The sequence below is a fragment of the Bradyrhizobium tunisiense genome (assembly GCF_042263385.1).
In the GTDB taxonomy this organism is placed as follows: Bacteria; Pseudomonadota; Alphaproteobacteria; order Rhizobiales; family Xanthobacteraceae; genus Bradyrhizobium; species Bradyrhizobium tunisiense.
Genome location: NZ_JBHLEV010000011.1, coordinates 14,101 through 38,156, shown reverse-complemented (window position 1 = coordinate 38,156; position 24,056 = coordinate 14,101). Strand labels below are relative to the sequence as shown.

The window sequence follows — 24,056 nt, the reverse complement described above, 5'->3', positions numbered from 1 at the left end:
GGAGAGCGACCGCGTCAGCAAGTCGCTCCCCGGTTCCGTCCAGGCGTGATGCGTCAGTACTTCTTACATTCCGGCACGGTGCGGCTCGGCAGCCCGATCTTCGAGAATACGGCCGGATCATAGCCCAGCGTCTGGTTCACGTTCGGGATCACCTTCACGACCTTGCTGAACAGCGCGCCCTTGCCGTCGTCGACGACTTCGGTGACGAAGTTGGTGCCGATCGCCTGGCGGTTGGAGTCGAGCTTGATCTTGCCGTTCGGCGCATCGATCTCGATCTTCGCCAGCGCCTCCTTGAACTTCGCCTGGTTGTTGGAAAGATCGCCATTGACCTGACGCAGTGCGAGGATCAGCGCCATGGTCGAGTCATAGTAGTTGGTCGCGAGCAGCGACGGGCTCGGGAAGCGCTTGTTGGGCGGGAAGGCGTCCTGATAGGCCTTCACGAATTTCTGCCAGCCCGGATCTTCCCAGGTGTCGGCTTGGCCGCTCGCCGCGATGGTGCCGATGAGAGCGTTCTTGGCGTTGCCCTTGGACGACAGGATCGTCTGGTCGATCATGATGGAGCCGCCCATCAGATGCGCCTTGCCGCCGGCCTGCTGGTACTGGTTGAGGAAGTTGACGGCGTCGGCGCCGCCGAGGCCGAGATAGATCGCGTCGACATCGTCGGGCAGTGCGGCGATGACCGAAGCGAAATCCTTGGTGCCGAGCGGCACCCATTGCCGGTTGGTGACCTGTCCGCCGGCGCCGCAGAATTCGAGCACGAGGCCGAACACCTGGGTGTAGATGAAGGAATAGTCCTCGCCGACGGTTGCGATCTTGCGATACTTCTTCTCCTCATAGGCGTATTTGCCGAGGCCCACCTGCCATTGTGCGCCGTCCATGTTGTAGCGGAAGAAGTTCGGGGCAGGATCGACATAGGTGGTTTCCTGCGCGCCGGAGGCCGCATTGATGAAAGTCAGCTCCGGATGGGTCTTCGCGAAGTTCTTGACCGCGATGCCCTCGTCGCCGGACAGCGGCGAGAGCAGGATCTGGACCTTGTCTTGCTCGATCAGCTTGCGCACGGCGCGCACCGCCGAGTCCGGCGTCGCGTCGGTCGAGGCGACGATGAATTCGAGCTCCTTGTCGCCGATTTTCTTGCCCAGCACGTTGAGCGCGGTCTGGTGGCCGCGCATGCCGTCCTCGCCGAGCACCGTGTAGGTGCCTTCGAGGGTCGCGGTCACGCCCACCTTGATTTTTTCCTGGGCGATCGCTGCGCCCGAAAGAAACAGGCTGCTCAGCGCGAGCAGTCCCACACTGCATTTCGACATTGTGCTCCTCCCTGTGACGTCGATTTATGGCCGTGCCGAACTGGCGCGGCGCCGCGTGACTCTCGAAGGCCCGCGGCTTTGAAGAGAAGCTAGCCGAAGTCGCACGCGGTGCATGCGCGGGCGCCTGCCTTGGTTTGACGGGCAGTCTCATTTTGGATGTTGCGGCGCAAATGGTTCCGCGGTGCAGCAGCGCGGTTCACAGGAACGCTTCCGGTGGGGCTCCGTTAGCGGAGCACATCCGCTGGAGCCACTCATGACCGACTATCCGAGGCCACCCTATCCGTCGCAGCAGCAACCGATGCCCGGTTCGACGCGTGCGATGAAGCCACGCCCCGATCATGGCGAGGAGAGCTACAAGGGCTCGGGACGACTGGCCGGAAAGAAGGCGCTCATCACCGGGGGCGACAGCGGCATCGGCCGCGCGGTCGCGATCGCCTACGCGCGTGAAGGCGCCGACATCGTCATCTCCTACTTGAACGAGGACGAGGATGCGGCCGAGGTCAAGGCGCTGGTGGAGCGGGAGGGACGCAAGGCGATCCTCATGCCCGGTGACATCGGCAATCCCGAGCACTGCCGCGCCATCGTACGCCACACCGTCGAGGAACTCGGCGGCATCGATATCCTCGTCAACAATGCGGCCCATCAGGCCACGTTCGGGGATATCGGAGACATCAGCGACGAGGAGTGGCAGCTCACGTTCGAGACCAACATCCACGCCATGTTCTATCTGACCAAAGCGGCCGTGCCTCACATGCGGCCGGGCGCTGCGATCATCAACACGGCCTCGGTGAACTCGGATATGCCGAACCCAACTCTCCTGGCTTACGCCACGACCAAGGGCGCCATCCAGAATTTTACGGGCGGGCTGGCGCAAATGCTGGCGGAGAAGGGCATTCGGGTCAACGCCGTTGCGCCGGGACCGATCTGGACGCCGCTGATTCCATCGACCATGTCGGAGGAACGGGTCAAGAACTTCGGCAAGCAGGTCCCGATGCAGCGGGCCGGCCAGCCGGCCGAGCTCGCGACCGCCTACGTCATGTTGGCCGATCCGCTCTCGAGTTACACCTCAGGGGCGACGTTGGCCGTCACCGGTGGGAAGCCGTTCATCTGACCGTTTCTTAGCTCATAGAATCGTGGCGGCACCGGGAGGCCGGGCCGCCACGTCGCAATGGCAGATCCTTATCAGGCGGCGTTTGAAGCCTTGGCGTTGACGCCCTTGCGAAGCGCCACCGTGTTCAGCTTGGTATTGGCCGCCTTCTCTTCGTTCAGGTTCGTCGTGAGGAAACGCACGATGTCGTCGTGGCCGAGTTGTTCCGCCCAGGCGATCAGCGTGCCGTAGCGGCACATCTCGTAGTGCTCCACGGCTTGCGCATTGGCCACGATCGCGGCGTCGAGAACCGCCTTGTCCTCGATCTCACTCGCGGTCGCGTCGGCTTCCTCGATCAGGCCGTCGATGGCCGGACACTGCGTGCCGCTGGGCTCCTTGCCGAGCTTGGCGAACACTTTGTTGAGTCGTTCGACCTGCTTGTTGGTCTCGTCCAGATGAGCTTTCAGTCCGGCCGCAAGGTCCCTGTTGGTCGCCTTGTCGATCATCTTGGGCAGCGCCTTCAGGATCTGCTGCTCCGCGTAATAGATGTCCTGCAGCCCGTGCAGCAGCAGGTCGTCCATCGATTTGATGTCCTTGGTGAAGAATCCCATAAAAGACGTCTCCTTTTCACAATGATGACACTGGAACGCCGGACGCCCGCAGCTGTTCCATTCCCGTGTGCTGACCAGGAGAGCCGAATGAGCGATGGAGTTGATCATCTCGCGGGCCTGCTCGGACGCGCCGCGATGGACGTATGGGGCGACATGCCTCGCGACATCCAGGAAGCGCTGTTCGAGGCCGCCATGAAGGGACGCGCGAGCGAGCGTGAGGAGCTCGCGCGGCTGCTGCACGAGCGGCATCCGCGCACGCTTCATCCGGCGCGGCCGGGATGAGGTCCAGAAGCGGAACGATCATGCGAGCTCATGATTGGTAAACCGGGTGGCGCGTCGCCGAATGGTTCGCATGAGACCGCGGCAGGCGCCCCGCTCGGCTGTTGAGCAAATCTGCGAGTCGATCGCCGTGACTGAGATGAACATCGGAAAATGGTACGACCCGATCTCGGAGCGGTGGATCGAGCCTCGTGAAACGCGCGCCATCGCCGGTTATGATCAGTCCAGCGCCGAGAAGGCGCCGGAGAGTCACGAGCGGGGCGAGGCGCAGCGGATCTGGCAGCTGTTGGTTGATTGCTGCGTGGGTGAGTGATGCCGAATTCCGGCGGTCCTCGGCCGGAGAGCACCTGCCGGCACGCACGGTCATAGTGTGATCACGAAGTTCGCGAGGGCGATGACGAACCAGGTGCGGCCGCCGCGCCGGGCTCGGCTTGCATCGCGCGGGGCAGCCCAGCGTTTCCGTCAAGGCTGATCTCGACGACGTCCGGCACGGATCGGTATAATTACCCCACCCGATTGCAAGCCGGACCCGGAACAAGGATCAGATGATGGACGATACGATTGGTTTCCCCGACCCCGGTCTCGATCTGTCGGACGGCTTCAAGCCGCACACCTCGCATTGGGGCGTGTTCTCCGCGCGTCAGGGCGCGGCCGGCCTCGAGGTCAGGGCCTATGCGGGCGATCCCGATCCGAACGGCATCATCGACAATTTCCCCGGTGCACTCCGCCATCAGGCGCGCATCGCCCAGCCGGCGATCCGCCGCGGCTGGCTCGAGCGCGGGCCGGGCCCCGACAATCGCCGCGGCCGCGACGAGTTCGTTTCGGTGAGCTGGGAGAAGGCGCTCGATCTCCTCGGCGACGAGCTCTGTCGCATCCGCGACACGCGCGGCCCCGGCGCGGTGTTCGGCGGCTCCTATGGCTGGTCGAGCGCCGGCCGCTTTCATCATGCCCAGAGCCAGGTGCATCGCTTCCTCAACATCGCGATGGGCGGCTATGTCCGCTCGGTGAACTCTTACTCCTCGGGCGCGTCCTCGGTGCTGCTGCCGCAAATTTTGGCAGGCTATGAGGACATCACGAAGCGCAACGTCACCTGGGAGCAGATCGCCGAAGACACCGACATCGTGCTGGCCTTTGGCGGCATGGCGCTGAAGAACTCGATGGTGGCCGGCGGCTCGATCAGCAAGCATGTCGAGCGCGGCGCCATGGCCGCAGCCCGCAAGCGCGGCTGCGAGTTCGTCCTGGTCAGCCCGCTCCGCGATGATCTGCCGGTCGAAGCTGGTGCGGAATGGATGAGCTGCGTGCCCGGCACCGATACCGCGCTGATGCTCGGCCTCGTCCACACGCTGGTCAGCGAAGGTCTGCACGACCAGGACTTCCTCGATCGCTACACCGAGGGCTGGCCGGTCTTCCTGCGCTATCTCATGGGCGAAAGCGATGGCCAGCCCAAGCACGCCGAATGGGCCTCCGCGATCTCAGGCGTCGCGGCCGACACGATCCGGAAGCTGGCGCGCCGCGCCTCCGGCAAGCGTGCGCTGATCACCGTCTCACATTCGCTGCAGCGCGCCGAGCATGGCGAGCAGCCGGTGTGGATGGGCATGGTGCTGGCGGCAGCGCTCGGCCAGATCGGCCTTCCCGGTGGCGGCTACGCTTATTCGCTCGGTGCGATCGGCTATTACGGCCGCCGCGTCAACGACGTGCCGGGGCCGACGCTGGGGCAGGGCCGCAACGGCGTTGCCGATTTCATTCCGGTCGCGCGGATCGCCGACATGCTGCTCAATCCCGGTACCACCTATCGTTATAACGGCGAGACGCGGACCTATCCGGACATCCGCCTGGTCTATTGGGCCGGCGGCAATCCCTTCCACCATCACCAGGACATCAACCGCCTGCGTAAGGCTTTTGCGCAACTCGACACCTTCGTCGTGCACGAGCTCGCCTGGACCGCCACCGCGCGCCACGCCGACATCGTGCTGCCCGCGACGATGACGCTCGAACGTGAGGACATCGGCTATTCCACCAATGATCCCTTGATGGTCGCGATGCACAAGGTCGCCGAGCCGTTTGGCCTTGCGCGCGACGACTACGACATCTTCGCCGATCTCGCCGATCGTCTCGGCGCGCGCGAACCCTTCACCGAGGGACGCACGTCGCGGCAATGGCTGGAGCATCTCTACGAGCCGACCCGCGGCTCGCTTGCGAAGCGTGGCCTCGAAGCGCCGACCTTCGACGAATTCTGGGCGCGCGGCAGCCTGGTCGTGCCGCAGCAGCCCGATGACGGCGGCCGGCTGCGCCGTTTTCGGGATGACCCGGTCAATCACGCCCTGCCGACGCCGAGCGGGCGCATCGAGATCTTTTCGCAGAAGATCGCCGGCCATGGCGATGCGGATTGTCCCGGTCATCCGGTCTGGCTCGACAAGACCGACATGCCCAAGCCCGGGGCGCCTTGCTTCCTCGTCGCCAATCAGCCGGTGACGCGCCTGCACAGCCAGCTCGATTTCGGCGGCCATTCGCTTGCCGCCAAACATCGTGGCCGCGAGGTCGCACGGATGAACCCGGTTGATGCGGACGCACGTGGCATTGGGGATGGCGACATCATCCGCCTGTTCAACGAGCGCGGCGCCTGCCTTGCCGCGGTCCACGTCACCGACGGCATCGCGCCCGGCGTGGTGCAGCTTCCGACCGGCGCCTGGTACGATCCGATGGATCCCGAGGACGAGGCGCCGCTCTGCGTTCACGGCAATCCCAACGTGCTCACCCGCGACGTCGGGACCTCGTCCCTGGCGCAGGGCTGCACCGGTCAGCTGACGGCGGTCGAGGTCGAGAAGTTCACCGGCAATCTGCCGCCGATCCGCGCATTCGATCCGGTTTAGGCAAGCAAGGAGAACTGAGATGATCCGCAAGGCAACAGCAGTCTGGAAGGGCACTGGTCGCGATGGCGCGGGCCACCTGTCGAGCGAATCCGGCGTGCTTGCCGGGACGCCTTATTCCTTCAAGACCCGCTTCGAGAACGAGAAGGGCACCAATCCCGAAGAGTTGATCGCCGCGGCCCATGCCGGCTGTTTCACCATGGCGCTAGCCTTCGGCCTGCAGATGGCGGGTTTCACACCGGACGAGCTCTCGACCGAAGCCGCCGTCACGCTCGAGCCTGAAGGCAAGGGTTTCAAGATCAGCAAATCCGCGCTGACCCTGCGGGCGAAAGTGCCGAATCTCGACGATGCCGGCTTCGCCCGGATCGCCGGCGAGGCCGAGAAGAACTGCCCGGTGTCCAAGGTGCTCAACGCCGCCATCACGCTCGACGCCAAGCTGGTCTAGGCGCGATGAGATGAGGATTGATTGCTGCGACGCCGGCGGTGCACCTCTCCCGCCTGCGGGAGAGGGTTGGGAGAGGGTGCTTCCACAATGGGATAGCCCCCTAGAGGAGAAAGCCCTCACCCGCGCCTTCGGCGCGACCTCTCCCGCAAGCGGGAGAGGTTGCACCGAGCCCGGGGCAATCGATTCGACCTAAAGCCATCGCGCGCTGGGGCGAGCGTTTGCTCCGCGCCATTCGATCCAGGCGACCGGATGGGCGTCGAGGCGCGGCTTTCGGCCGGGCGGCCGAAAGCCTATATGATGGACAAGCTGTTGAGCGATCATTGGGAGCACATCACATGACGACGGAACGCGCAGTTTTGGCCGGCGGCTGCTTCTGGGGCATGCAGGATCTGATCCGCAAGCAGCCGGGCGTGATCTCCACCCGCGTCGGTTACACCGGCGGGCACGTCAAGAACGCCACCTACCGCAATCACGAAGGCCATGCCGAAGCGATCGAGATCGTGTTCGATCCGGCCAGGACCAGCTTCCGGACCATGCTGGAGTTCTTCTTCCAGATCCATGATCCGACCACGCTCAACCGTCAGGGTAACGATATCGGCACGAGCTATCGGTCGGCCATCTTCTACACCAGCGAGGAGCAGAAGCGGATTGCCGAAGACACCATTGCCGACGTCGAGGCATCCGGCCTGTGGCCCGGCAAGGTGGTGACCGAGGTCGCGCCCGCGCGCGAGTTCTGGGAAGCCGAGCCCGAGCATCAGGACTATCTCGAACGTTATCCTGATGGCTACACCTGCCACTTCATCCGGCCCGGCTGGAAGCTGCCGCGCCGAGCGGCCGCGATGGGCGGTTAAGGCCGAATGGCCAAGCGTTGAAACGCTGGCCTGATCTCGAGGGACCCGCGCAAGCGGGCGAAGGACGAGGCGCGCGCTCAGTTTGTGACGATGCGCGCCGTTAGCGTGACGAGACCCATCAATGCGGCCAGCAACCAGAACGCCAGCGGCAATCCACCAAGATGTGCGACGAAGCCGACGCCGGCGGGGCCGATCAGGATCCCGGCATAGCCCGCGGTCGTGATCGCGGCGACCGCAAGCCCCGTCGGCATGACGGTCTGCCGCGCCGCCCGCCGAAACAACACCGGCACGAGGTTCGACGCCCCGAGCCCGATCAGCAGGAATCCGGCGATGGCGACTGCCGCGACGGGCGCCGTGAGCAGGACCACGAAACCGGCGATCGCGATGAGACTGCCCCAGAGCAAAGTCGCGCGGTCCCCGATGCGCGCAACGACGGCGTCGCCGCCGAGCCGGCCCGCGGTCATCGCGATCGAGAACACGATGTAGCCGGCTCCGCCTTGAGCCTCGGTGACGAGCCCTGCGCCGATGACGAGCAGTGCGCCCCAATCGAGCATCGCGCCCTCGACCAGGAACGTGATGGCGCCGAGCAGCGCGAGCAGCAGCACCGATCCGTGCGGCATCACGAACAGCGGACCCTCCTGCACCTGCACGGAGCGAAGCAGGCGCGGCCAGGTCACGATCATTGCAATCAGCATCAGGACGGAGCAGATCAGCGTGCAGGCCAGCGTGCCGAACTGCAACGAGAGCAGCGCCGTCACCAGCGCGGATCCGGCGAACCCCCCGATGCTGAACAACGCGTGGAAGCCGGACATCAGCGGGCGTCCCGCGGCGCGCTCCACCTCCACGGCGTGGATGTTCATGGCGACGTCGATCGAGCCGAGCGCCGCGCCAAATGCGAAAAGCGCCAGCGCCAGCGTTGCGGGCGAGCTCGCGACCGCGAGCAGGGGCAGGACCAGCGCCAGGCCGAAGCCGCCCGCAATGATGATCGGCCTGCTGCCGTGGCGCGCGCTCATGATTCCGGTCAGCAGCATCGCAACGACCGAGCCGATGCCGAGGCTGAGCAGGAGCAGTCCGAGGACGCCGTCGTCGACGCCGAGCCGCGTCTTTGCGAACGGCACCAGCGGTGCCCAGCACGAGATGCCGAAGCCGGCAACGAGGAAGGCAAGCCGGGTCGCAAGTCGCGTCGAAGGCCGGTCGGCGGAAGACATGGGAATTCCGGGGGAGGAAGCAGGGCAGGACGGCCGACAAGCCCGAGAAATGCCGCAGCTTTATGTCCGAGCCATTCCCGAATTGCGCAGCCGCCCACAGCAAGCCGCAACACCATGATCGCCCGTTCGCGTCTCGCGCGCCCCGGAGTGAGAGGAGGAACGCCTCACGTCCCCGGCTTTTCCACGTCCCACTCGTTGCGGAATACGTGGCCGTCCGTGTCCCTGGCTTCCGCGCGGAAACGCCTGGCGCCGTTGGAGACGTAGGTGAAGCGCAGATTGGGATCTTCCGAGATCGAGATGCCGCCTTCCATCGACAGCACGGGGCTGTCGTCCTGCGTCAGCTTCAGCTGGTTGATGAAGAAGGCGGGAATGTAGAGCTGCGTGACCTGGTCCATCTGCAGGCCGGAATTGTTGGGATGGCCGATCATGATCTGCGCTTCGCGGATACGGCTCGCCGGCGCCTCCTCGCGCGCGAATTGCCGGTAACGCATCTGGCCCAGCCGGCTGTTGGCTTCTTCTGCGTTCTTTCCTGCCGGCGCAGAGCAGCCGCCCGAGGCCTTCACATAGACCTTCGAGACATAGAGCTGGCCGTCGCTGAGCTCGGCCACCGCATGGACGTCGGTGTAGTTGTTGACGCGCACGCGCGTCGAGATCTCGGTGACATTGGCATCGGAGCCGAGCTCGAACTTCGCCGCCATCGGCGCCGGGTTACGGTCGATCACGAGGGTGATCGAGCGGATGCGGCGGCTGTCTGCGGGCGACAGTTTGCTGCGCAGAGTCACCGGAACGATCGCCGCGTCCTCTGCGCGATACGGCATCTCGATGCCGATGACGGCGCTGCCGTCGTTCATCGGGCGATTATTGAAGATATCCTGGACCAAGCCCGGCCAGGGATCGTCGGCGTCTGCAGCCTGCGCCGGCACGGCAAAGGCGATGCCGAGCAATGCGGCGATCAGGGGCAGGCGGCGTGTCCATCTGGTCATGGTCGTGGTCCTCCGAGTCAGCAAAGCTGATCTCGTCCAGAGTCAGCGAAGCTGATCTCCCGCGGAAGCTGATCTCTTGCTCATGATAGCGCGCCTGCTACTCCCATTCAATTTCCGAGAATGCTGCAGTTGCGTTCCGCGCGTTGTAGTCGCCGAACAGCTCCCAGCGCGACCGCTCCTCAGCGGCCGCCTTGTCGGCGGCGGCCCGGATCGGCTCGCCGTTCTTGTTCAGCGCGCGGACGTCGGACAGCAGCGTTGACAGGTAACGCCGCTCGTCGGTCAGCGCGGCAGGCCAGTCGCTCACGGGGCCGTGACCCGGCACGACGCGTCGCGCCGGGATGGTCTCCAGCTCCTTCAACGTCTCGAGCCAGCCGCGGATGCTGCCATCCATGACCGGAATGTGGCGGAGAAAGACGAGATCGCCCGCGAACAGGGTCTTGGTCGTTTCGTCGTAGACGGTGACATCGCTGTCGCTGTGCCCGGTCCGCCAGGCGCGCAAGGTCAGTTGGCGCGACCCGAGATCAAGCGTTTTTGTGTCCGAAACCAGCAAGGTGGGAGCAATGATCTTCACGGGATCCATCAACTCGCGACCCATGATGCGACGAAAATTGTCGAGATAGAAGGGCCCGCGCGTCGCGAGCGCCTGCGGCAGCTTGTTGTGGCCGACGAAGCTCGTGCCCGCGGTGGCGAAGGCCGCATTGCCGAAGACATGGTCGGGATGGCCGTGGGTGTTGATGACATAGCGGATCGGCTTGGATGTGCGGGCCCGCACGGCGGCCAGCAGGGCCTCGCCTTCGCGAAGGCTGCCGCCGGTGTCGATGACGGCCACGGCGTCATCGCCCACGACGAAGCCGACATTGGCAATGTCGCCCTCGTTCTCGCGGGTCATCAGGGCAATGGCCCCGGAATGGACGAAGATTCCCGGTGCGACTTCGCTCACAGGCAATTCGGCCGCCCCGGCCCGTGCTAGCGTTGCGATCCCCAGCAGGGACAAGGCTGCGATCACTCGAGCGATGCGGGACACTTTTCTGCCTCAGTTCAAAGGGTTCGCTGCATTGCACTGCAACAAAGCGAAGCCAGCGAAGTCTGGCCCATCATGGCGCGTCATGCGTTGCATGGATAGCATTCAAACAAAACGAGGAGGAAGCACGATGACGGAGGCCGGACGACATCGTCGCTGGTTGTTTTCAATGTGGGTTCTGGTTGCATCCTGTGCGCTCGGCGATGTCGCCGTCGCGCAGACGAACGAGGCCGGCGATCTCTCATTCGAGCTGGTTGATCCCAAGGTGCTGCGCGTCTGTGCCGATCCGCGCAATCTGCCGTTCTCGAACGAGAAGGGCGAGGGGTTCGAGAACAAGCTGGCCGAGCTGCTTGCAGACAAGCTCCAGAAGAAGCTCGACTACGTCTTCTTCCCGCAGGCCACCGGCTTCGTGCGGATGACGCTGGGTGCGCATCGCTGCGACGTCATCATGGGCTTTCCGCAAGGCGATGACGTCGTGCAGGGCACCAACCCCTATTACCGCACGAGCTATGCATTGGTTGCCAAGGCCGGCAGCGGGCTCGAGAGCGTGGCTACGCTCGAGGATCCGAAGCTGAAGGGCAAGCATGTCGGCATCGTCGCGGGAACGCCGCCGGCGACCAACATGGCCATTGCCGGCCTGATGGGCGATGCAAAGCCCTATCCGTTGATGGTCGACACGCGCTACGACAATTCGGCGCAGGTCATGATCGACGACCTCGCCGCCGGCAAGATCGACGCCGGCGTCCTGTGGGGACCCATGGCCGGCTACTATGCGAAGAAGGTCGGCTCGCTTCACGTCACGCCGCTGGTGAAGGAAGCCACGGGTCCGAAGCTGGTCTATCGCATCGGCATGGGCGTGCGGCCCGCCGACCAGAACTGGAAGCGGCAGCTCAACAAGCTGATCCAGGAGAACCAGGCCGAGATCAACAAGATCCTGGTCGACTTCGGCGTACCGTTGCTCGACGAGAGCGATCGGCCGCTCAGTGCGGAGACGGTCAAGAAGACGCCATGAGGCAGACACCATGAGGCGGCCTCTTGCCGCTGCGCTCGTCGCCGCCCTGCTGGCGGCGCCGGTTCTGGCGCAGCAGCAGGAGCCGTTCGAGCCCGAGGGTTATCGGACCGACAATTATCGCGCGCCGGTGCCGGCGACGCTCGCCGGCGCGCGGGTGCTTGCCACGGCGGAAGCCGAAGCGATCTGGCGTGCCGGAAGCGGTGCGTTTATCGACGTGCTGCCGCGTCCGCCGAAGCCGAAGAACCTTCCGGAAGGCACGGTGTGGCGCGATGCGCCGCGCAGGAACATTCCGGGCAGCATCTGGCTGCCGGATACCGGCTATGGCACGCTGCCGCCCGCCATGGACGATTATTTCCAGCGCGGCCTCGCGCGCGCCTCGCGCGGCGACAAGTCGGCGCTGCTTGTGATGTACTGCCTCGCCGACTGCTGGATGTCCTGGAACGCCGCCAAGCGCGCGCTCGCCTATGGCTATTCCAACATCGCCTGGTACCCCGATGGCACCGACGGCTGGGAGCGTGCCAGGCTCCCCACCGAAGAGGTGCAGCCGGAGCCGCGGCCGGAGCAGTAGTGATGGGCGCAGATGCCCGCCTCTCCCCGTGAGCGAGGAGAGGCGGAGACAGGACTATTTCTGCTTCTGCAACTTCGTCAGCGTGCCGGTGCCGTTCGCCTCGGTGGCGGTATAGCTCACCCTGTCGCCGGCATGGACGGCGTCCAGCATCGCGGCGTCCTTTGCCTTGAATTCCTGGAGCGCGCCGGCGCTACCTGTGCTGGCGCCGACCGTGCCCTTTTGCGCCTGCTGGATCGAGATCGTGCCGTTGAGCCGGTCGATCCGCATGACCATTCCGGTCATGTCTTCGGCAAAGGCGCTGGTTGCGAGCATCGTGGCGACCGCAGCGCCCGCGAGGATGAATTTCATGGTTCCCATCGAGGCCTCCCGATGTCCTGGATTGGAATGTCTTGGATTGACTTGGACAAGACCTCCCAAGGCGATTTGGTTCCGCCTGCTAGCGCGGCGAAAGGTTAACGATCGTGAACATAGCTCGGGAACTTTGAAGCAAGCTCATGCTGCCGACCCTATTCCATTTCCTGCTGGATCACGCGGCCGAGCGCGAACAGGCGCTGGTCGATCGTGGTTGGAACCTCGCAGACGAACCGCACCACCTTGTTGCGGTCCTCGAAAATGCGGGTCTTCCAGATGAGCTCGTTGCCGAGCGCCTCCACCTTGGCCTCGTCACGCGGGGTGGCACCCTGAAGCGCCTGGAGCTGAACTGCCTCCTCGCGGATCCTGTCGGCGGCCTCGCGCTGCTTGCGGCTGACGCGCTCCAGCCCGCTCATGACTTGCGAACGCTGGGCGTTGAGCGTTTCGAACAGGCCGGCGAACAGCAGCTTGGCATTCGCAGACTTGTCGGCGGAAGAGGCGGCCAAGAAGTCTTTCACCGACTTCTCGGCTTCGTCCATCGACGTCTTGCGCGCTGACAGTTTTGCGACCAGCGCCACGATTTTCGTGTCGTTCTTCCACCTGGTCTCGGCGTCGTCGAGCGCAGGACCAGCCCAGACCGCGGCGAGCGAGATCTCCGGCACCTTGGCCTGCGTGCAGGGCCAGTTGGGGTAGCGCGGATCGGCCGCGCGGGCCGCCGTGCCGGACAGCACGAGCGCCAGAACTGCCATCGCCAGAACCTTCATCCTTCGCCTCCTGCAGGCCCCCGTCGCGCCAGCCCACGCGAGGGATCATAGGCCCAAATCGCGCCGATCATGAAGACGATTGTGCAAGCCGCGACCACCGCGAGCGAGATCCAGTTGATCTGTCCGTACAGCGCAAAACGTATCAGCTCGACTGCGTGGGTGAACGGATTGGCCTCGCAGAGATAGTACAGATAAGGACTGCCCTCCCGCACCCGCCAGAGCGGATAGAGCGCGGAGGAAGCGAAGAACATCGGGAAGATCACGAAGTTCATCACGCCGGCGAAGTTTTCGAGCTGCTTGATGCCGGAGGAGATCAGCATGCCGAGCGAACCCAGCATCAGCCCCGACAGGATCAACGCCGGCAGCACGGTGAGATAGCCCGATGACGGCGGGGTGATGTCCCAGAACCAGGCGATCAGCAGGAACGCATAGACCTGGAGCAACGACACCGCGGTGCCTGCCAGCAGCTTGCAGAACAGCAAGAACCCGCGCGGCAGCGGGCTCACCAGCAGCGTGCGCATGTTGCCCATTTCGCGGTCATAGACCATCGAGAGCGAGGATTGCATGCCGTTGAAGAGCTGGATCATCGCCATCAGACCGGGCGCGATATACACCTCGTAGAGGATATAGGTTTCGTAGGGCGGGATGATGGAGATGCCGAGCACCTGGCGGAAGCCGGCGGCGAAGATGAACAGCCACACCAGCGGCCGCACCAGCGCCGAGACGAAGCGCTCGCGCTGATGCAGGAAGCGCAATCCCTCGCGCCAGACGATGCCGGTGAGGCAGGTCATGTACTCGGCGGCCGAGAAGCCGCGCGGCGCGTCACGCGTGGTGATGCTGCTCATGCGCCGCCTCCCGGCATGGTTTGCGCGCCGGTCAGGCGCATGAAGGCGGTGTTGACGTCCTGCGCGCCGGCCTCCGCGATGACGCGGCTCATCGGCCCCCGCGCCAGCATCTTGCCCTGGTGCAGCACCACGAGGTCGTCGCTCGGCATGATCTCGTCGAACAGGTGCGTCGCCCAGAGCACGCCGATGCCTTGTTCGGTCACGAGCTGGCGGACCTGGCTGATGATGTCGGCGCGCGCCTTGACGTCCAGGCCGACGGTCGGCTCGTCGAGCAGCAGCAGCCGGGGCCGGTGCAGCAGCGCGCGGGCGATCTCCAGACGCCGCATCTGCCCGCCCGAGAGATCGCGCACCTTGCTGCCGGCGCGGTCTTCGAGCCCGATGCGGCCGAGCAGCTCGGCGCTGCGCGCGGCCGCCTCGCGCCGGCTGATGCCGTGGAGTGCGGCGTGGTAGAGCAAATTCTGCGTCAACGACAGGTCGAGATCGAGCGTGCGCGGCTGGAACACGACCCCCAGCAGCCGCAGCGCTTCGCCGGGGCTCTTGCCGATGTCATGGCCGAAAATGCCGACGCGGCCGGACTGAATGCCGAACAGGCGCGTGACGAGCGAGAACAACGTGCTCTTGCCGGCACCGTTGAGGCCGAGCAGGGCCGTGAAGCTCGCCGGCTGCACATTGAAAGAGACGTCGATCAACGCGCGGCGCGGCCCATAGGCATGGCTGACACCGTCGATCGACAGTGCCGGCGCCCCGGCCGATTCCAGCCCCGGCGTCTCACGCGGTTCGGCGATGGGGGCAGGGCTGATCATGGCGCGATCGCGACGCCCCAGGGCAGCTCGCCGACCTGAATGGTCTTGATTACCTTTTGCGCGGCGACGTCGATGACGGAAACGTCGTTCGACACGCCGTTGGTGGTGAGCAGGTATTTCTCATCGGGCGTGAACGCCACGTGCCAGACCCGCTGCCCGACCAGGAGATATTTCGTCACCTTGCGCATGGCGACATCGACCACGGCGATGCGGTTGGCGGGGCCGAGCGCGACGAAGGCGGTCTTGTCGTCCTTGGTCATGCCGATGCCGACCGGCTGAATCGCCTCTTTCCGCAGGCCCGGAATCTCGAACGTGACCTTGCCGATCACCTCGTGCTTCTTCGGGTCGATGATCGAGACGGTGCCGCCGATCTCGGAGGACACCCACACTTCCGAACTGTCGTGCTTGAACTCGGCAAAGCGCGGCCGGGCGTCGACCAGCACGTTGGCGACGATCTGGCGCGAGGCCGTGTCGATGAAATGCGCCATGTTGGTCGTCTCGGACGTGTTGATCAGCGTCTTGCCGTCGGGGCTGATGGTCATGCCCTCGGGCTCGACGCCGACCTGGATGTCGCCGAGCCGGGTGCGCTTCTCGAGATCGATCACGGTCACCGTGTTGTCATTCTCGTTGGCGACATAGAGGATCTTGCCGGCGGCATCCTGGGCGAATAATTCCGGGTCTGGTCCGGAGGGCAGGCTGTCCACGACGCTGTGCGTCTTGGCGTCGATCATCTGGATGGTGTCGTCGTCGCCGACGGCGACCATCACGAACTTGCCGTCGCGCGTGAGATCGATGCCGCGCGGGCGCTGGCCGACCTTGATCGTCTTGGTCACGGTCCAGCTGTTGGTGTCGATCACCGTCACCGTGTTGCTCTTCTCGTTCGAGACATAGGCGATGAACGCATGCGCGGGCGCGGCCGCCAGCGCCAGTCCGGAGAGAAGCCCAACACGCCACATGCGCAACATCCGCGTCCTCATTTCAGCTTGCATTTGCTCTCCGGACGATCGTAGCCGAGCGTGTCGAGCTCGGAGACCTGGTGCAGAAAACCTTCCTGCGGCGAGACTGACACCACCATGCGGCCGTCGACCAGGAGGATCGGCTGACGCAGCTGGAGATTCCAGTCGCGCAAGGTGAGGCGCGTGCCCTTGAAGGCGGCGACCGAGAAGTCCGGGCCCTTGATGAAGTCGGTCACCTTTTTCACGTCGCCGGAACTGGTGCGCGAGGTGGCCTCGCCGATCATGCGCACCGCGGTCCAGGCCTGCATATCGAGCGCGGTCATCCGCCGCGCGTTCAGCTTGACGAAGCGGTTCTGGATCTGGATGGCGCCCCACTGGTCCTGCGCGGCGTCCCAGCTGCGCGGCACGAGCCCGGCCGAGCCCGCGACCGGCCGCGGATCCCAAATGCGATAGGGCAGGTAGGCGCCGAACACCTCGCTCTCGTCGGCGGCGACCAGCACGTCATAGGCGGGCGCCTGCTGCGTGAATACTGGCATCTGGCGCTGGATCAGCGTGACGCCGCTATCGGTGCGGCGTGCGCCGCCCTTGTCCTCGAAGGTGCGCTCCTGCACGATCTTGGCGCCGAACCGCGTCGCGGTGCGCCTCAGCGCATCGGCGAACAGCTTGTCCTCGTCATGCGAGCCGACCACCAGCAGCCAGCGCGACCACTTCTTCCACACCAGGTATTGCCCGAGTGCATCGGCCAGCATCGCGCGCGTCGGCGCGGTGTGGATCACATTGCCGCGGCAATCGGCCTCGCGCAGCCGCTCGTCGATTGCACCGACGTTGAACAGAAGCGTGCCGCGATCGCGCAGGGCGTCCGAGACCTTTAGCAGAGCATCGGCGGGCAGGTCGGCGATGATGAAGCCGTTCTTCTCCGCGAGCGCGGCCGCGGCCTGGACCGGGTCCTCACCTTCCTTGATGCGCCGTTCTTCCAGCGCAAAGCGTTGGCCCAGAAATTTCCCGGTGGTGTTGTTGTCCTCGATGGCGAGGCGGGCTCCGGCGAGGCCGTCATTCTCCGCGGGCAGATCGACCAGCGATAGCGTCGATCGGGAAGCGGCGAGGCCGAGATAGCCGACGCCGATCAGGGCAGGCTCCGCCGCGAGCGCGCTCGTCGCAGCGAGACCAAAGCCGATCAGACCGGCCAGCCATCGGATCATGTTTCCTCCAAGAGTTCTCCCCCGCTTGACCGCCGGTAGAGAATTGTCTCTGCTAAAGCATGACCGATTTGTCAGGGCATGCAACCCCGCATTTCGTCCCCGCGCGCACGAGGACCGGAATCACGATCATGCGAGCGCTGATAGGTTTCGCGGCTTTGCTGTTGACGGGCTCGGTCGCGCTCGCCGACCCGCCGAAACTCGCGGTGTTCGATTTCGAGCTGATCGACACCAGCCTGCCCGGCGAGTTCTATGGCTCCAGGCCGGAAGAGGCGCGGCTGTTACGCATCAGCGAGCAGCTGCGCAAGGAATTGGCCGATTCCGGCAGGTTCCAGGTGCTCGACATCGCGCCGGTCAGGGACGCGGCCCGTCAGGCCAATTTGCAGGCTTGCGGTGGCTGCGATCTCAAGCTTGCCGGGCAGCTGGGAGCAGACCTGGAGATCACCGGCATGGTGCAGAAGGTCTCGAACCTGATCATCAATCTCAACATCTATCTGCGCGACGTGAAGACCGGCAACATGATCGCCGCCGCCAGCGCCGACATGCGCGGCAACACGGATGAAGCCTGGACGCGCACGATGAGCTATCTGATCCGCAACCGGTTGCTGGCCCCGAACTACGGGAGGCGGGAGTAGGGGATCACCCCTTCAATTTCTCCGCATGCCAGTGCAGATGATCGCCCATGAAGGTCGAGATGAAATAATAGCTGTGATCGTAGCCCGCCTGCCGTCGCAGCGTCAGCGGGATGCTCGCCTTGGTGCAGGCGGCTTCGAGCAGCTCCGGCCTGAGCTGTTCTTTCAGGAAGTTGTCGGCTTCGCCAACATCGACCAGGAAGCCGGAAAACTTCGCGCCATCCTCGATCAGCGCCACCGTGTCGTGGCTACGCCAGGCGTCCTTGTTCGGTCCGAGATAACCGGTCAGCGCCTTGGTGCCCCAGGGCACCAGCGAGGGCGCCACGATCGGCGCGAAAGCGCTAGCCGCTCGAAAACGGTGCGGATTGCGCAGCGCCACCGTCAGCGCGCCGTGACCGCCCATCGAATGGCCCATCACCGATTGCCGCTTGGCATCGACCGGATAGTTCTCGGCGACCAGCTTCGGCAGCTCGTCGGTGACATAGCTCCACATGCGATAATTGCGCGCAAACGGCTCCTGCGTCGCATCGACATAGAAGCCGGCCCCCAGGCCGAAATCATAGGCATTGTTGGCATCACCGGGCACGTCGGGCCCGCGCGGTGAGGTGTCGGGCGCGACGAAGATCAGGCCGAGCTCTGCGCAGGCTTTGCGGAATTCGCCCTTCTCGGTGACGTTGGCATGGGTGCAGGTGAGGCCGGAGAGGTACCACACGACGGGCAGCCTGGCGCCCTCGGCATGCGGGGGAACATAGACCGAGAACACCATGTCGGTGCCGGTCGCCTGGCTCGCATGGCGATAGACGCCCTGCACGCCGCCATAGGATTTGTTCGTCGAGACAGTCTGGATCGTCATGCCTTAGAGCTCCTTGGCATCTCACCGCATCAGCATTGCAACGCTTATGTGACCGAATTTATGGCGTCGTCAGGCGACGCCGCTGTCGATCGCCAGCCGCACCAGCTCGACGGAGGTCTTCACCCCGAGCTTCTGGCGCATGATGGACGAGGTGTTGGCCACCGTCTTGTAGGACGATTGCACCAGCCAGGCGATCTCGGACAGGCTCTTGCCGGCGCTGAGCAGCCGCAGGATCTCCATTTCGCGCGCATTCAGCTTCGACAGCGGGCTTTGCGCCAGCGCAGGTCCCGCAAAGGCGATGCTGCGCGCGATCGCGGTCGGAAGGTAGGTGCCGCCGCCGCCGACGGCGCGGATCGCCTCGACGAGGTCGTCGGGATCGCCGGTCTTGGAGACGTAACCCTTGGCGCCGCATTCGATCGCGCGCGCGGCAAAGGCCGGGTCGTCGTTCATGCTGAACATGATGATGCGGGCCTCGGGCGCGCGCTCGAGGATGCGGCGGGCGAGCTCGAATCCGGAGACGGTCGGCAAATTGATGTCGATGATGCAGAGGTCGGGGCGCTCGACGATGAAGACGCACTCGCCGTCCTCGGCGTCGGCGGCCTCCAGAATCTCGATCTCGCCCTCGTCGGCCAGCACGGCGCGACAGCCGGAGGCGACAATGGGATGATCGTCGACGATCAGAATGCGCATAGGCGTTTCCCTGTGACAGCGCCGGCCTGTTGTCGCGCCGCATGATACCGAACATGGAGCCGCGCGGGTCTCATGTCGCCTCATGCAACCCGGCCGGGATTGCTGTACGCTTCCGATTAGATATCCGCAGCTTCCCCTCTGTCAACGTCATCGGGCAGCCGCGGGCCAAACCTTCGCGGGGCACGAGCGATACCAATGTGGCAAAATCTATCCTTGCGCGGGCGCATCAACCTGTTGCTGGCGCTGCTGCTGGCCCTGGGGCTCGCCGTCAATATCGGCCGCCAGGTGGCGGAAGCCGGACCGCGGGTGCAGGCCGAGGACCAGAGCGTGATCCGGCTCGCGCGCGAGTTCATCGAGATGATCGTGGCGGACCTGAACGAGGCGCCTGATCCGGATGCCAAGCTGAACCAGATCGCGCGCGACCTCAGCCGCCTGCGCCATGTCAGCATCGCCCTCCATGACGCCAGTGGTCGTCCGCTGACGCCGCCTCGAACCGGGGCTGACGCTGACATGCGCGGGCCACCGGCCTGGTTTGTCGGCCTGGTTCATCCTGAGCAGACTGCAGTCAGCGTACCCGTCTCGATCCAGGGCAAGCCCGGCTCGCTCGTGGTCACCTCGCATCCGACCGACGAGATTGCCGAAATCTGGGACAGCATCGTCACCCAGCTCGAAGTCGGCTCGGTCGTCGCGGTGGTGCTGTTCCTGGTGATGATGAATGTGGTGGGCCGCGCGCTGGCCCCGCTGCAGTCGTTGGCCGAGACGATGGGAGAGATCGAGAGCGGGCATTATGACGCGCGGGTCACGCCAGGAGGGGCCCCCGAGCTCGCCGCGATCTGCGGCAAGCTCAATCATCTGGCGGCGGTGCTTGGTGAGGCGGTCGAGGACAAGCGGCGCCTCGCCGAGCGCGCGGTGTCGCTCCAGGACGTCGAGCGCAAGGAAATCGCGCGCGAACTGCATGACGAGTTCGGGCCTTATCTGTTCTCGCTGCGCGCCCATGCCAGCGCATTGGCGAAGCTGGCGGACGGACGCGCGCCGAGTGCGGAGGCCGTCCGCAAGCATGGCAGCGCCTTGCTGGAGCAGATCAACGCGCTCCAGCAGTTCACCCGCCGCGTGCTGGAGCGGCTGCGTCCCGTCGGACTTGCCGAGCTCGGTCTGAGCCAGGCGCTGGAATCGCTGTCGCGGCTGTGGCGGGAGGCGCACCCGGAGGTCGCCATCGAGACCTCGATCTCACCGGCGCTGGGCACGACCGGCGAGACCGCGGATCTCACCATCTACCGCATCGTGCAGGAGGCGCTCACCAACGTGTTCCGCCATGCCGGCGCGACCTCGGTCAACGTGGTCATCGAGCCGGCCGGGCAGCCGGGACGCGACGGCCGCTTTTGCGCGAGGGTGCGGGTCAGCGACAATGGCCGCGGCATGGAGCCCGGTCAGAAGCTCGGCTTCGGCCTCGTCGGCATGAGGGAGCGCATTCTGGCCCTGGGCGGGACGCTCAACGTCGTCTCCGGCGATGGCGGCTTGACCGTGGAAGCGCTGGTCCCGACGGCGGCCGCCTGATCGCGCCCGAAATGGTCGGGAAAAATTCCCGATTTGATCGGGAAAACGGGCGCGGATATTGCCGATCTTTTGTGGCTGGCGCACCCATCGCGGCCGAATACACTCGTCCCGACCAATCGGCGAAAATCAAAACAGCCGGTGGTTACGGATGGGGAAGGGGATGAGCAAGTTGAAGCGTGGTTTGTTGATGGCCTCGGTGTCGACGGGGCTGTTGTCGGGGTTGGTCCTTGCGAGCCCTGCCGGGGCCGCTCCGGACGAAGAGACCAACGTCCAGAACCTGCCACCGGTCGAGGTGACTGCACCTCCGACGGCAACGCGGCGTGCGGCGCCCTCGCGGCCGGTCGCGCGTATCGGGGTGCCCGGGTCTGCTGCCCCGAGAACTCGGCTCTATGTCTACCCGACCTCGCCGGGCACCGGCAGGGGTCTCGATGTCGACAAGGTCCCCTCGGCGATCAATGCTGTCGATGCCAATCAGATCAAGCGTACGGGTTCGCTGAACGTCACCGATGCGCTGCGCGACAACATCGCCGGCGTCAATATCAGCGAGGTCACCGGCAATCCCTTCACGCCGGATATCGAGTTCCGCGGCTTCGTCGCTTCTCCGGTCGTGGGCACGCCGCAGGGCCTCGCCGTGTACCAGAATGGCGTCCGCATCAACGAAGCCTTCTCCGACGCGGTCAACTGGGACCTGATCCCGACCGCCGCGATCAGGTCGGTGACGCTGGTGACCAACAATCCAGCCTTCGGCCTCAACGCGCTGGGCGGCGCGCTCAATTTGCAGATGAAGGACGGCTTCACCTATCAGGGCGCGGAGCTCGACATCATGGGCGGCTCGTTCGGCCGCATTCAGGGGTCGGCGCAATGGGGCAAGCAGGTCGATCAGAACTACGCCGTCTATGGCGCGCTCGAAGGCGTGCGCGACAACGGCTTCCGCAACTTCTCGCAATCGGAGGTGCGGCGCTTCTACGGCGACGTCGGCTACAGGGGCGGCGACAGCGAGTTCCACGTCAACATGGGAGCGGCCAAGAACCATTTCGGCGCCAGCGCCATCGTCCCGGCAGAGCTGCTGGATAAATATTGGGGCGCCACCTACACCACACCGCAGACCACGTCCAACCGCGTCGGCTATCTCAACCTGACCGGAAAGGTCGACGCGACGCCGACCTGGACGTTTGAAGGCACCGCCCATGTGCGCAGGTTCGAGCAGAACATCGTCGACGGCAATCCGACCGACGCGGAGGAGTGTGCTGCGAATCCGGCGTTGCTCTGCTTTGGCGATGACACCACACCTGCCAACGGCGCTGGCGGCGTGCAGCTTGCCAATCCCTTTGCGCCGGGAACGATCCTCGGCGCGATCGACCGGGGCTCGATCCGTTCGACGACATTCGGCGTGTCCGGGCAAGCCACCAACACGGATCAACTGTTCGGTCATGACAACCGCTTCGTGGTCGGCGCAACCTATGACGCCGGCGTCACGCGTTACAACGCCAGCTCCGAGATCGGCTCGATGGGAGAGAACTACGTCGTCAGCGGCGGCGGCGTTTTCCTCGGTCCAACTCCCGCCGCGGACCCCATCGCCGGCCCCGTCTCGCTGCGAACCGTCAACCAATATAACGGCCTCTACGCGATGGATACGTTCAACGTCACGGACGCCTTCGCTGTCACGGGCGGCGGCCGCTTCAACGCGGCGCGGATCACCTTGGAAGATCAGCTCGGGACTGCGCTCAACGGCGACCACACGTTCATGCGCTTCAATCCGGTCATCGGCGGCACCTACAAGATCACGCCCGGATTGACAGCCTATGCCGGCTATTCCGAGGCCAACCGCGTGCCGACGCCGCTCGAGCTCGGCTGCTCCGATCCAGCCCGCCCCTGCCTGATCGCGGCGTTTCTGGTCTCCGATCCGCCGCTCAAGCAGGTCGTCTCCAAGACCGTGGAGGCCGGCTTCCGCGGCACCAAGGAGCTGAACATCGGCACGCTCGGATGGAAGATTGGCGGCTTTCGCGCCACCAATCACGACGACATCATGGCGGTGCCGGTCGTTGGCCGGACCGGCTTCGGCTATTTCACGAATGTCGGCCGGACAAGGCGGCAGGGGCTCGAGGCCGAAGTCAACATCAAGTCGCCCACGCTTCAGTTCCAGGCGAGCTACGCCTTCGTCGACGCACGCTACCTTGACCCGCTCGAGCTTGGCTCCGAAAGCCCGTTTGCCGACCCGGCCACCGAGACGATCCAGGTCCGGCCCGGCAACCAGATCCCCGCGGTCCCGCGCCACCGCGTCAAGGTCGGCGTCGACTACGCCGTGACCGACGTCTGGAAAGTGGGCGGCAATGCGCTGTTCGTCTCCGATCAATTTCTAGTCGGCGACGAGTCGAACCAGTACGCAAAGCTGCCTTCCTATACGGTCTTCAATCTCCACACCTCCTACCAGGTCGCGAAGAACGTCCACCTCTACGGCCGCGTCGACAACGTGTTCGACAAGCGCTATGTGACCTACGGCCAATTCTTCGACCGCGATGCCTTGCCCAACTTCACCAATGGCGGCGCCGACTTCACCGACCCTCGCTCGCTCAGCCCTGCAAGGCCGCGCGCGTTCTATGCCGGGATGCGGGTGACGTTCTAACGACCGCTGCCGCGTCGGTACGGTCCGGGCCCGTACTCGGTAAGGCGAGCTGCCGGAAGTCCCGGCACCGGGCGTCGCGGCCGGAGGCCGCGCCCCTTGTTCCGCGGTGGCGCTCGCTGAGCTTGCAGAATATTCCGCCTCCGGCATGATGGCTCCGGAGGCCCGCTTTACCGTGTCGTTGAAGAATCCGGATGCCGTCGCTTCGATCGTTTCAGCGCTTCGGCACGCCTACGGTGACGAGGTCGCGCGATTCATGCTCGTCGAGGGCATGAGCCTCGCCGACTTGATCGACGCGATGTTCTCCGCGCCCTTGACGCACCGCGAGGCCGTTCGGGATATCACCGACGCATTGGACGATTTCGTCATTTCACCGGACCTGGGTCTCGTGTGGCACCTCAGGTACATCTATGCAGACGAGCCCGGCTCCCTGCACGTCGTGGACATGGAGATCGCCACGCCGGATGGCACGCTGGCAAGCAAGGATGTCTGGCTTCGTCTGTCCGCCTAAAGCATGATCCGGAAAAGTGCGCAGCGGTTTTCCGAAAAGATCATG

General features: G+C 64.9%; 25 protein-coding genes. 12 read left to right on the top strand and 13 right to left on the bottom strand.

Annotated elements, in window-relative coordinates; genetic code table 11:
• Window positions 1–53 precede the first annotated feature (53 nt).
• Window positions 54–1,304, bottom strand: coding sequence for an ABC transporter substrate-binding protein (locus ACFDR6_RS32335; protein ID WP_212092033.1), 1,251 nt, complete (start codon window positions 1,302–1,304; stop codon window positions 54–56).
• Window positions 1,305–1,557: 253 nt separating this feature from the next.
• On the opposite strand from ACFDR6_RS32335, the gene ACFDR6_RS32330 reads away from it, so the two are divergent.
• Window positions 1,558–2,415, top strand: a complete 858-nt coding sequence (locus ACFDR6_RS32330; RefSeq protein WP_375860809.1) for an SDR family oxidoreductase — start codon at window positions 1,558–1,560, stop codon at window positions 2,413–2,415.
• Between the two features lie 71 nt (window positions 2,416–2,486).
• Here the strand turns inward: ACFDR6_RS32330 and ACFDR6_RS32325 are convergent, their stop codons facing one another.
• On the bottom strand, window positions 2,487–3,002 hold the full coding sequence (locus ACFDR6_RS32325) for a YciE/YciF ferroxidase family protein (RefSeq protein WP_375860808.1): 516 nt from the start codon (window positions 3,000–3,002) through the stop codon (window positions 2,487–2,489).
• An 87-nt stretch (window positions 3,003–3,089) separates the two neighbouring features.
• Here ACFDR6_RS32325 and ACFDR6_RS32320 point away from each other — a divergent pair, with 87 nt between their 5' ends.
• From ACFDR6_RS32320 to msrA, 5 genes are all read left to right on the top strand, one after another.
• Complete coding sequence (locus tag ACFDR6_RS32320) at window positions 3,090–3,284, top strand: hypothetical protein (protein WP_212092039.1); 195 nt, start codon at window positions 3,090–3,092, stop codon at window positions 3,282–3,284.
• 70 nt (window positions 3,285–3,354) lie between these two features.
• Window positions 3,355–3,594 carry a hypothetical protein gene (locus ACFDR6_RS32315; protein ID WP_212092142.1) on the top strand — a complete coding sequence of 80 codons (240 nt, stop codon included), beginning with the start codon at window positions 3,355–3,357 and terminating at the stop codon, window positions 3,592–3,594.
• Between the two features lie 235 nt (window positions 3,595–3,829).
• Window positions 3,830–6,151, top strand: coding sequence for a molybdopterin guanine dinucleotide-containing S/N-oxide reductase (locus ACFDR6_RS32310; protein ID WP_375860807.1), 2,322 nt, complete (start codon window positions 3,830–3,832; stop codon window positions 6,149–6,151).
• A gap of 19 nt (window positions 6,152–6,170) precedes the next feature.
• A complete protein-coding gene (locus ACFDR6_RS32305) occupies window positions 6,171–6,593 on the top strand; it encodes an OsmC family protein (protein WP_375860806.1) in 423 nt (140 codons plus the stop codon).
• Between the two features lie 335 nt (window positions 6,594–6,928).
• The gene (gene msrA / locus ACFDR6_RS32300; RefSeq protein WP_375860805.1) at window positions 6,929–7,444 is read left to right on the top strand and encodes a peptide-methionine (S)-S-oxide reductase MsrA; all 516 of its coding nucleotides are present in this window, start codon (window positions 6,929–6,931) and stop codon (window positions 7,442–7,444) included.
• Window positions 7,445–7,521: 77 nt separating this feature from the next.
• Here the strand turns inward: msrA and ACFDR6_RS32295 are convergent, their stop codons facing one another.
• The 3 genes from ACFDR6_RS32295 to ACFDR6_RS32285 form a co-directional block, all read right to left on the bottom strand.
• Complete coding sequence (locus ACFDR6_RS32295; protein WP_375860804.1) at window positions 7,522–8,652, bottom strand: MFS transporter; 1,131 nt, start codon at window positions 8,650–8,652, stop codon at window positions 7,522–7,524.
• 164 nt (window positions 8,653–8,816) lie between these two features.
• Window positions 8,817–9,635 (bottom strand): quinoprotein dehydrogenase-associated SoxYZ-like carrier, encoded by an 819-nt coding sequence (locus ACFDR6_RS32290; RefSeq protein ID WP_375860803.1) that lies wholly within the window; start codon window positions 9,633–9,635, stop codon window positions 8,817–8,819.
• A gap of 97 nt (window positions 9,636–9,732) precedes the next feature.
• Complete coding sequence (locus tag ACFDR6_RS32285; RefSeq protein ID WP_375860802.1) at window positions 9,733–10,659, bottom strand: quinoprotein relay system zinc metallohydrolase 2; 927 nt, start codon at window positions 10,657–10,659, stop codon at window positions 9,733–9,735.
• A 127-nt stretch (window positions 10,660–10,786) separates the two neighbouring features.
• Here ACFDR6_RS32285 and ACFDR6_RS32280 point away from each other — a divergent pair, with 127 nt between their 5' ends.
• Entirely contained in the window at window positions 10,787–11,668 is an 882-nt protein-coding gene (locus ACFDR6_RS32280; protein WP_212092053.1) for a substrate-binding domain-containing protein, read from the top strand.
• Window positions 11,669–11,678: 10 nt separating this feature from the next.
• On the top strand, window positions 11,679–12,236 hold the full coding sequence (locus tag ACFDR6_RS32275) for a PQQ-dependent catabolism-associated CXXCW motif protein (RefSeq protein WP_212092055.1): 558 nt from the start codon (window positions 11,679–11,681) through the stop codon (window positions 12,234–12,236).
• 54 nt (window positions 12,237–12,290) lie between these two features.
• Here the strand turns inward: ACFDR6_RS32275 and ACFDR6_RS32270 are convergent, their stop codons facing one another.
• The 6 genes from ACFDR6_RS32270 to ACFDR6_RS32245 form a co-directional block, all read right to left on the bottom strand.
• The gene (locus tag ACFDR6_RS32270; protein ID WP_317242736.1) at window positions 12,291–12,593 is read right to left on the bottom strand and encodes a copper-binding protein; all 303 of its coding nucleotides are present in this window, start codon (window positions 12,591–12,593) and stop codon (window positions 12,291–12,293) included.
• A gap of 149 nt (window positions 12,594–12,742) precedes the next feature.
• On the bottom strand, window positions 12,743–13,351 hold the full coding sequence (locus tag ACFDR6_RS32265; protein ID WP_212092059.1) for a BAR domain-containing protein: 609 nt from the start codon (window positions 13,349–13,351) through the stop codon (window positions 12,743–12,745).
• Window positions 13,348–14,196 carry an ABC transporter permease gene (locus ACFDR6_RS32260; RefSeq protein WP_212092060.1) on the bottom strand — a complete coding sequence of 283 codons (849 nt, stop codon included), beginning with the start codon at window positions 14,194–14,196 and terminating at the stop codon, window positions 13,348–13,350. Before ACFDR6_RS32260 ends, ACFDR6_RS32265 begins: the two co-directional genes overlap by 4 nt.
• Entirely contained in the window at window positions 14,193–14,999 is an 807-nt protein-coding gene (locus ACFDR6_RS32255) for an ABC transporter ATP-binding protein (RefSeq protein ID WP_375860801.1), read from the bottom strand. Before ACFDR6_RS32255 ends, ACFDR6_RS32260 begins: the two co-directional genes overlap by 4 nt.
• Window positions 14,996–15,964: a YVTN family beta-propeller repeat protein gene (locus tag ACFDR6_RS32250; RefSeq protein ID WP_375860967.1), complete on the bottom strand. Its 969-nt coding sequence runs from the start codon at window positions 15,962–15,964 to the stop codon at window positions 14,996–14,998. Before ACFDR6_RS32250 ends, ACFDR6_RS32255 begins: the two co-directional genes overlap by 4 nt.
• An 8-nt stretch (window positions 15,965–15,972) precedes the next feature.
• A complete protein-coding gene (locus ACFDR6_RS32245) occupies window positions 15,973–17,154 on the bottom strand; it encodes an ABC transporter substrate-binding protein (protein WP_212092064.1) in 1,182 nt (393 codons plus the stop codon).
• Window positions 17,155–17,213: 59 nt separating this feature from the next.
• On the opposite strand from ACFDR6_RS32245, the gene ACFDR6_RS32240 reads away from it, so the two are divergent.
• Window positions 17,214–17,786 (top strand): DUF3280 domain-containing protein, encoded by a 573-nt coding sequence (locus ACFDR6_RS32240; protein WP_212092067.1) that lies wholly within the window; start codon window positions 17,214–17,216, stop codon window positions 17,784–17,786.
• A gap of 4 nt (window positions 17,787–17,790) precedes the next feature.
• Here the strand turns inward: ACFDR6_RS32240 and fghA are convergent, their stop codons facing one another.
• On the bottom strand, window positions 17,791–18,636 hold the full coding sequence (gene fghA / locus ACFDR6_RS32235; protein WP_375860800.1) for an S-formylglutathione hydrolase: 846 nt from the start codon (window positions 18,634–18,636) through the stop codon (window positions 17,791–17,793).
• A gap of 69 nt (window positions 18,637–18,705) precedes the next feature.
• Window positions 18,706–19,326, bottom strand: coding sequence for a response regulator (locus ACFDR6_RS32230; RefSeq protein ID WP_008562541.1), 621 nt, complete (start codon window positions 19,324–19,326; stop codon window positions 18,706–18,708).
• A 195-nt stretch (window positions 19,327–19,521) separates the two neighbouring features.
• Here ACFDR6_RS32230 and ACFDR6_RS32225 point away from each other — a divergent pair, with 195 nt between their 5' ends.
• From ACFDR6_RS32225 to ACFDR6_RS32215, 3 genes are all read left to right on the top strand, one after another.
• Window positions 19,522–20,880, top strand: a complete 1,359-nt coding sequence (locus ACFDR6_RS32225; RefSeq protein ID WP_375860799.1) for a histidine kinase — start codon at window positions 19,522–19,524, stop codon at window positions 20,878–20,880.
• Window positions 20,881–21,040: 160 nt separating this feature from the next.
• The gene (locus tag ACFDR6_RS32220) at window positions 21,041–23,503 is read left to right on the top strand and encodes a TonB-dependent receptor (protein ID WP_375860798.1); all 2,463 of its coding nucleotides are present in this window, start codon (window positions 21,041–21,043) and stop codon (window positions 23,501–23,503) included.
• A 145-nt stretch (window positions 23,504–23,648) separates the two neighbouring features.
• Complete coding sequence (locus ACFDR6_RS32215) at window positions 23,649–24,011, top strand: hypothetical protein (RefSeq protein WP_212092138.1); 363 nt, start codon at window positions 23,649–23,651, stop codon at window positions 24,009–24,011.
• The last annotated feature ends 45 nt before the right edge of the window (window positions 24,012–24,056 follow it).

Coding starts and splice junctions, on each gene's coding strand:
- ACFDR6_RS32335 (WP_212092033.1), bottom strand. CDS start 1,304: ATGTCGAAATGCAGTGTGGGACTGCTCGCGCTGAGCAGCCTGTTTCTT.
- ACFDR6_RS32330 (WP_375860809.1), top strand. CDS start 1,558: ATGACCGACTATCCGAGGCCACCCTATCCGTCGCAGCAGCAACCGATG.
- ACFDR6_RS32325 (WP_375860808.1), bottom strand. CDS start 3,002: ATGGGATTCTTCACCAAGGACATCAAATCGATGGACGACCTGCTGCTG.
- ACFDR6_RS32320 (WP_212092039.1), top strand. CDS start 3,090: ATGAGCGATGGAGTTGATCATCTCGCGGGCCTGCTCGGACGCGCCGCG.
- ACFDR6_RS32315 (WP_212092142.1), top strand. CDS start 3,355: ATGAGACCGCGGCAGGCGCCCCGCTCGGCTGTTGAGCAAATCTGCGAG.
- ACFDR6_RS32310 (WP_375860807.1), top strand. CDS start 3,830: ATGGACGATACGATTGGTTTCCCCGACCCCGGTCTCGATCTGTCGGAC.
- ACFDR6_RS32305 (WP_375860806.1), top strand. CDS start 6,171: ATGATCCGCAAGGCAACAGCAGTCTGGAAGGGCACTGGTCGCGATGGC.
- msrA (WP_375860805.1), top strand. CDS start 6,929: ATGACGACGGAACGCGCAGTTTTGGCCGGCGGCTGCTTCTGGGGCATG.
- ACFDR6_RS32295 (WP_375860804.1), bottom strand. CDS start 8,652: ATGTCTTCCGCCGACCGGCCTTCGACGCGACTTGCGACCCGGCTTGCC.
- ACFDR6_RS32290 (WP_375860803.1), bottom strand. CDS start 9,635: ATGACCAGATGGACACGCCGCCTGCCCCTGATCGCCGCATTGCTCGGC.
- ACFDR6_RS32280 (WP_212092053.1), top strand. CDS start 10,787: ATGACGGAGGCCGGACGACATCGTCGCTGGTTGTTTTCAATGTGGGTT.
- ACFDR6_RS32275 (WP_212092055.1), top strand. CDS start 11,679: ATGAGGCGGCCTCTTGCCGCTGCGCTCGTCGCCGCCCTGCTGGCGGCG.
- ACFDR6_RS32270 (WP_317242736.1), bottom strand. CDS start 12,593: ATGGGAACCATGAAATTCATCCTCGCGGGCGCTGCGGTCGCCACGATG.
- ACFDR6_RS32265 (WP_212092059.1), bottom strand. CDS start 13,351: ATGAAGGTTCTGGCGATGGCAGTTCTGGCGCTCGTGCTGTCCGGCACG.
- ACFDR6_RS32260 (WP_212092060.1), bottom strand. CDS start 14,196: ATGAGCAGCATCACCACGCGTGACGCGCCGCGCGGCTTCTCGGCCGCC.
- ACFDR6_RS32255 (WP_375860801.1), bottom strand. CDS start 14,999: ATGATCAGCCCTGCCCCCATCGCCGAACCGCGTGAGACGCCGGGGCTG.
- ACFDR6_RS32250 (WP_375860967.1), bottom strand. CDS start 15,964: ATGTTGCGCATGTGGCGTGTTGGGCTTCTCTCCGGACTGGCGCTGGCG.
- ACFDR6_RS32245 (WP_212092064.1), bottom strand. CDS start 17,154: ATGATCCGATGGCTGGCCGGTCTGATCGGCTTTGGTCTCGCTGCGACG.
- ACFDR6_RS32240 (WP_212092067.1), top strand. CDS start 17,214: ATGACCGATTTGTCAGGGCATGCAACCCCGCATTTCGTCCCCGCGCGC.
- fghA (WP_375860800.1), bottom strand. CDS start 18,636: ATGACGATCCAGACTGTCTCGACGAACAAATCCTATGGCGGCGTGCAG.
- ACFDR6_RS32230 (WP_008562541.1), bottom strand. CDS start 19,326: ATGCGCATTCTGATCGTCGACGATCATCCCATTGTCGCCTCCGGCTGT.
- ACFDR6_RS32225 (WP_375860799.1), top strand. CDS start 19,522: ATGTGGCAAAATCTATCCTTGCGCGGGCGCATCAACCTGTTGCTGGCG.
- ACFDR6_RS32220 (WP_375860798.1), top strand. CDS start 21,041: ATGAGCAAGTTGAAGCGTGGTTTGTTGATGGCCTCGGTGTCGACGGGG.
- ACFDR6_RS32215 (WP_212092138.1), top strand. CDS start 23,649: ATGATGGCTCCGGAGGCCCGCTTTACCGTGTCGTTGAAGAATCCGGAT.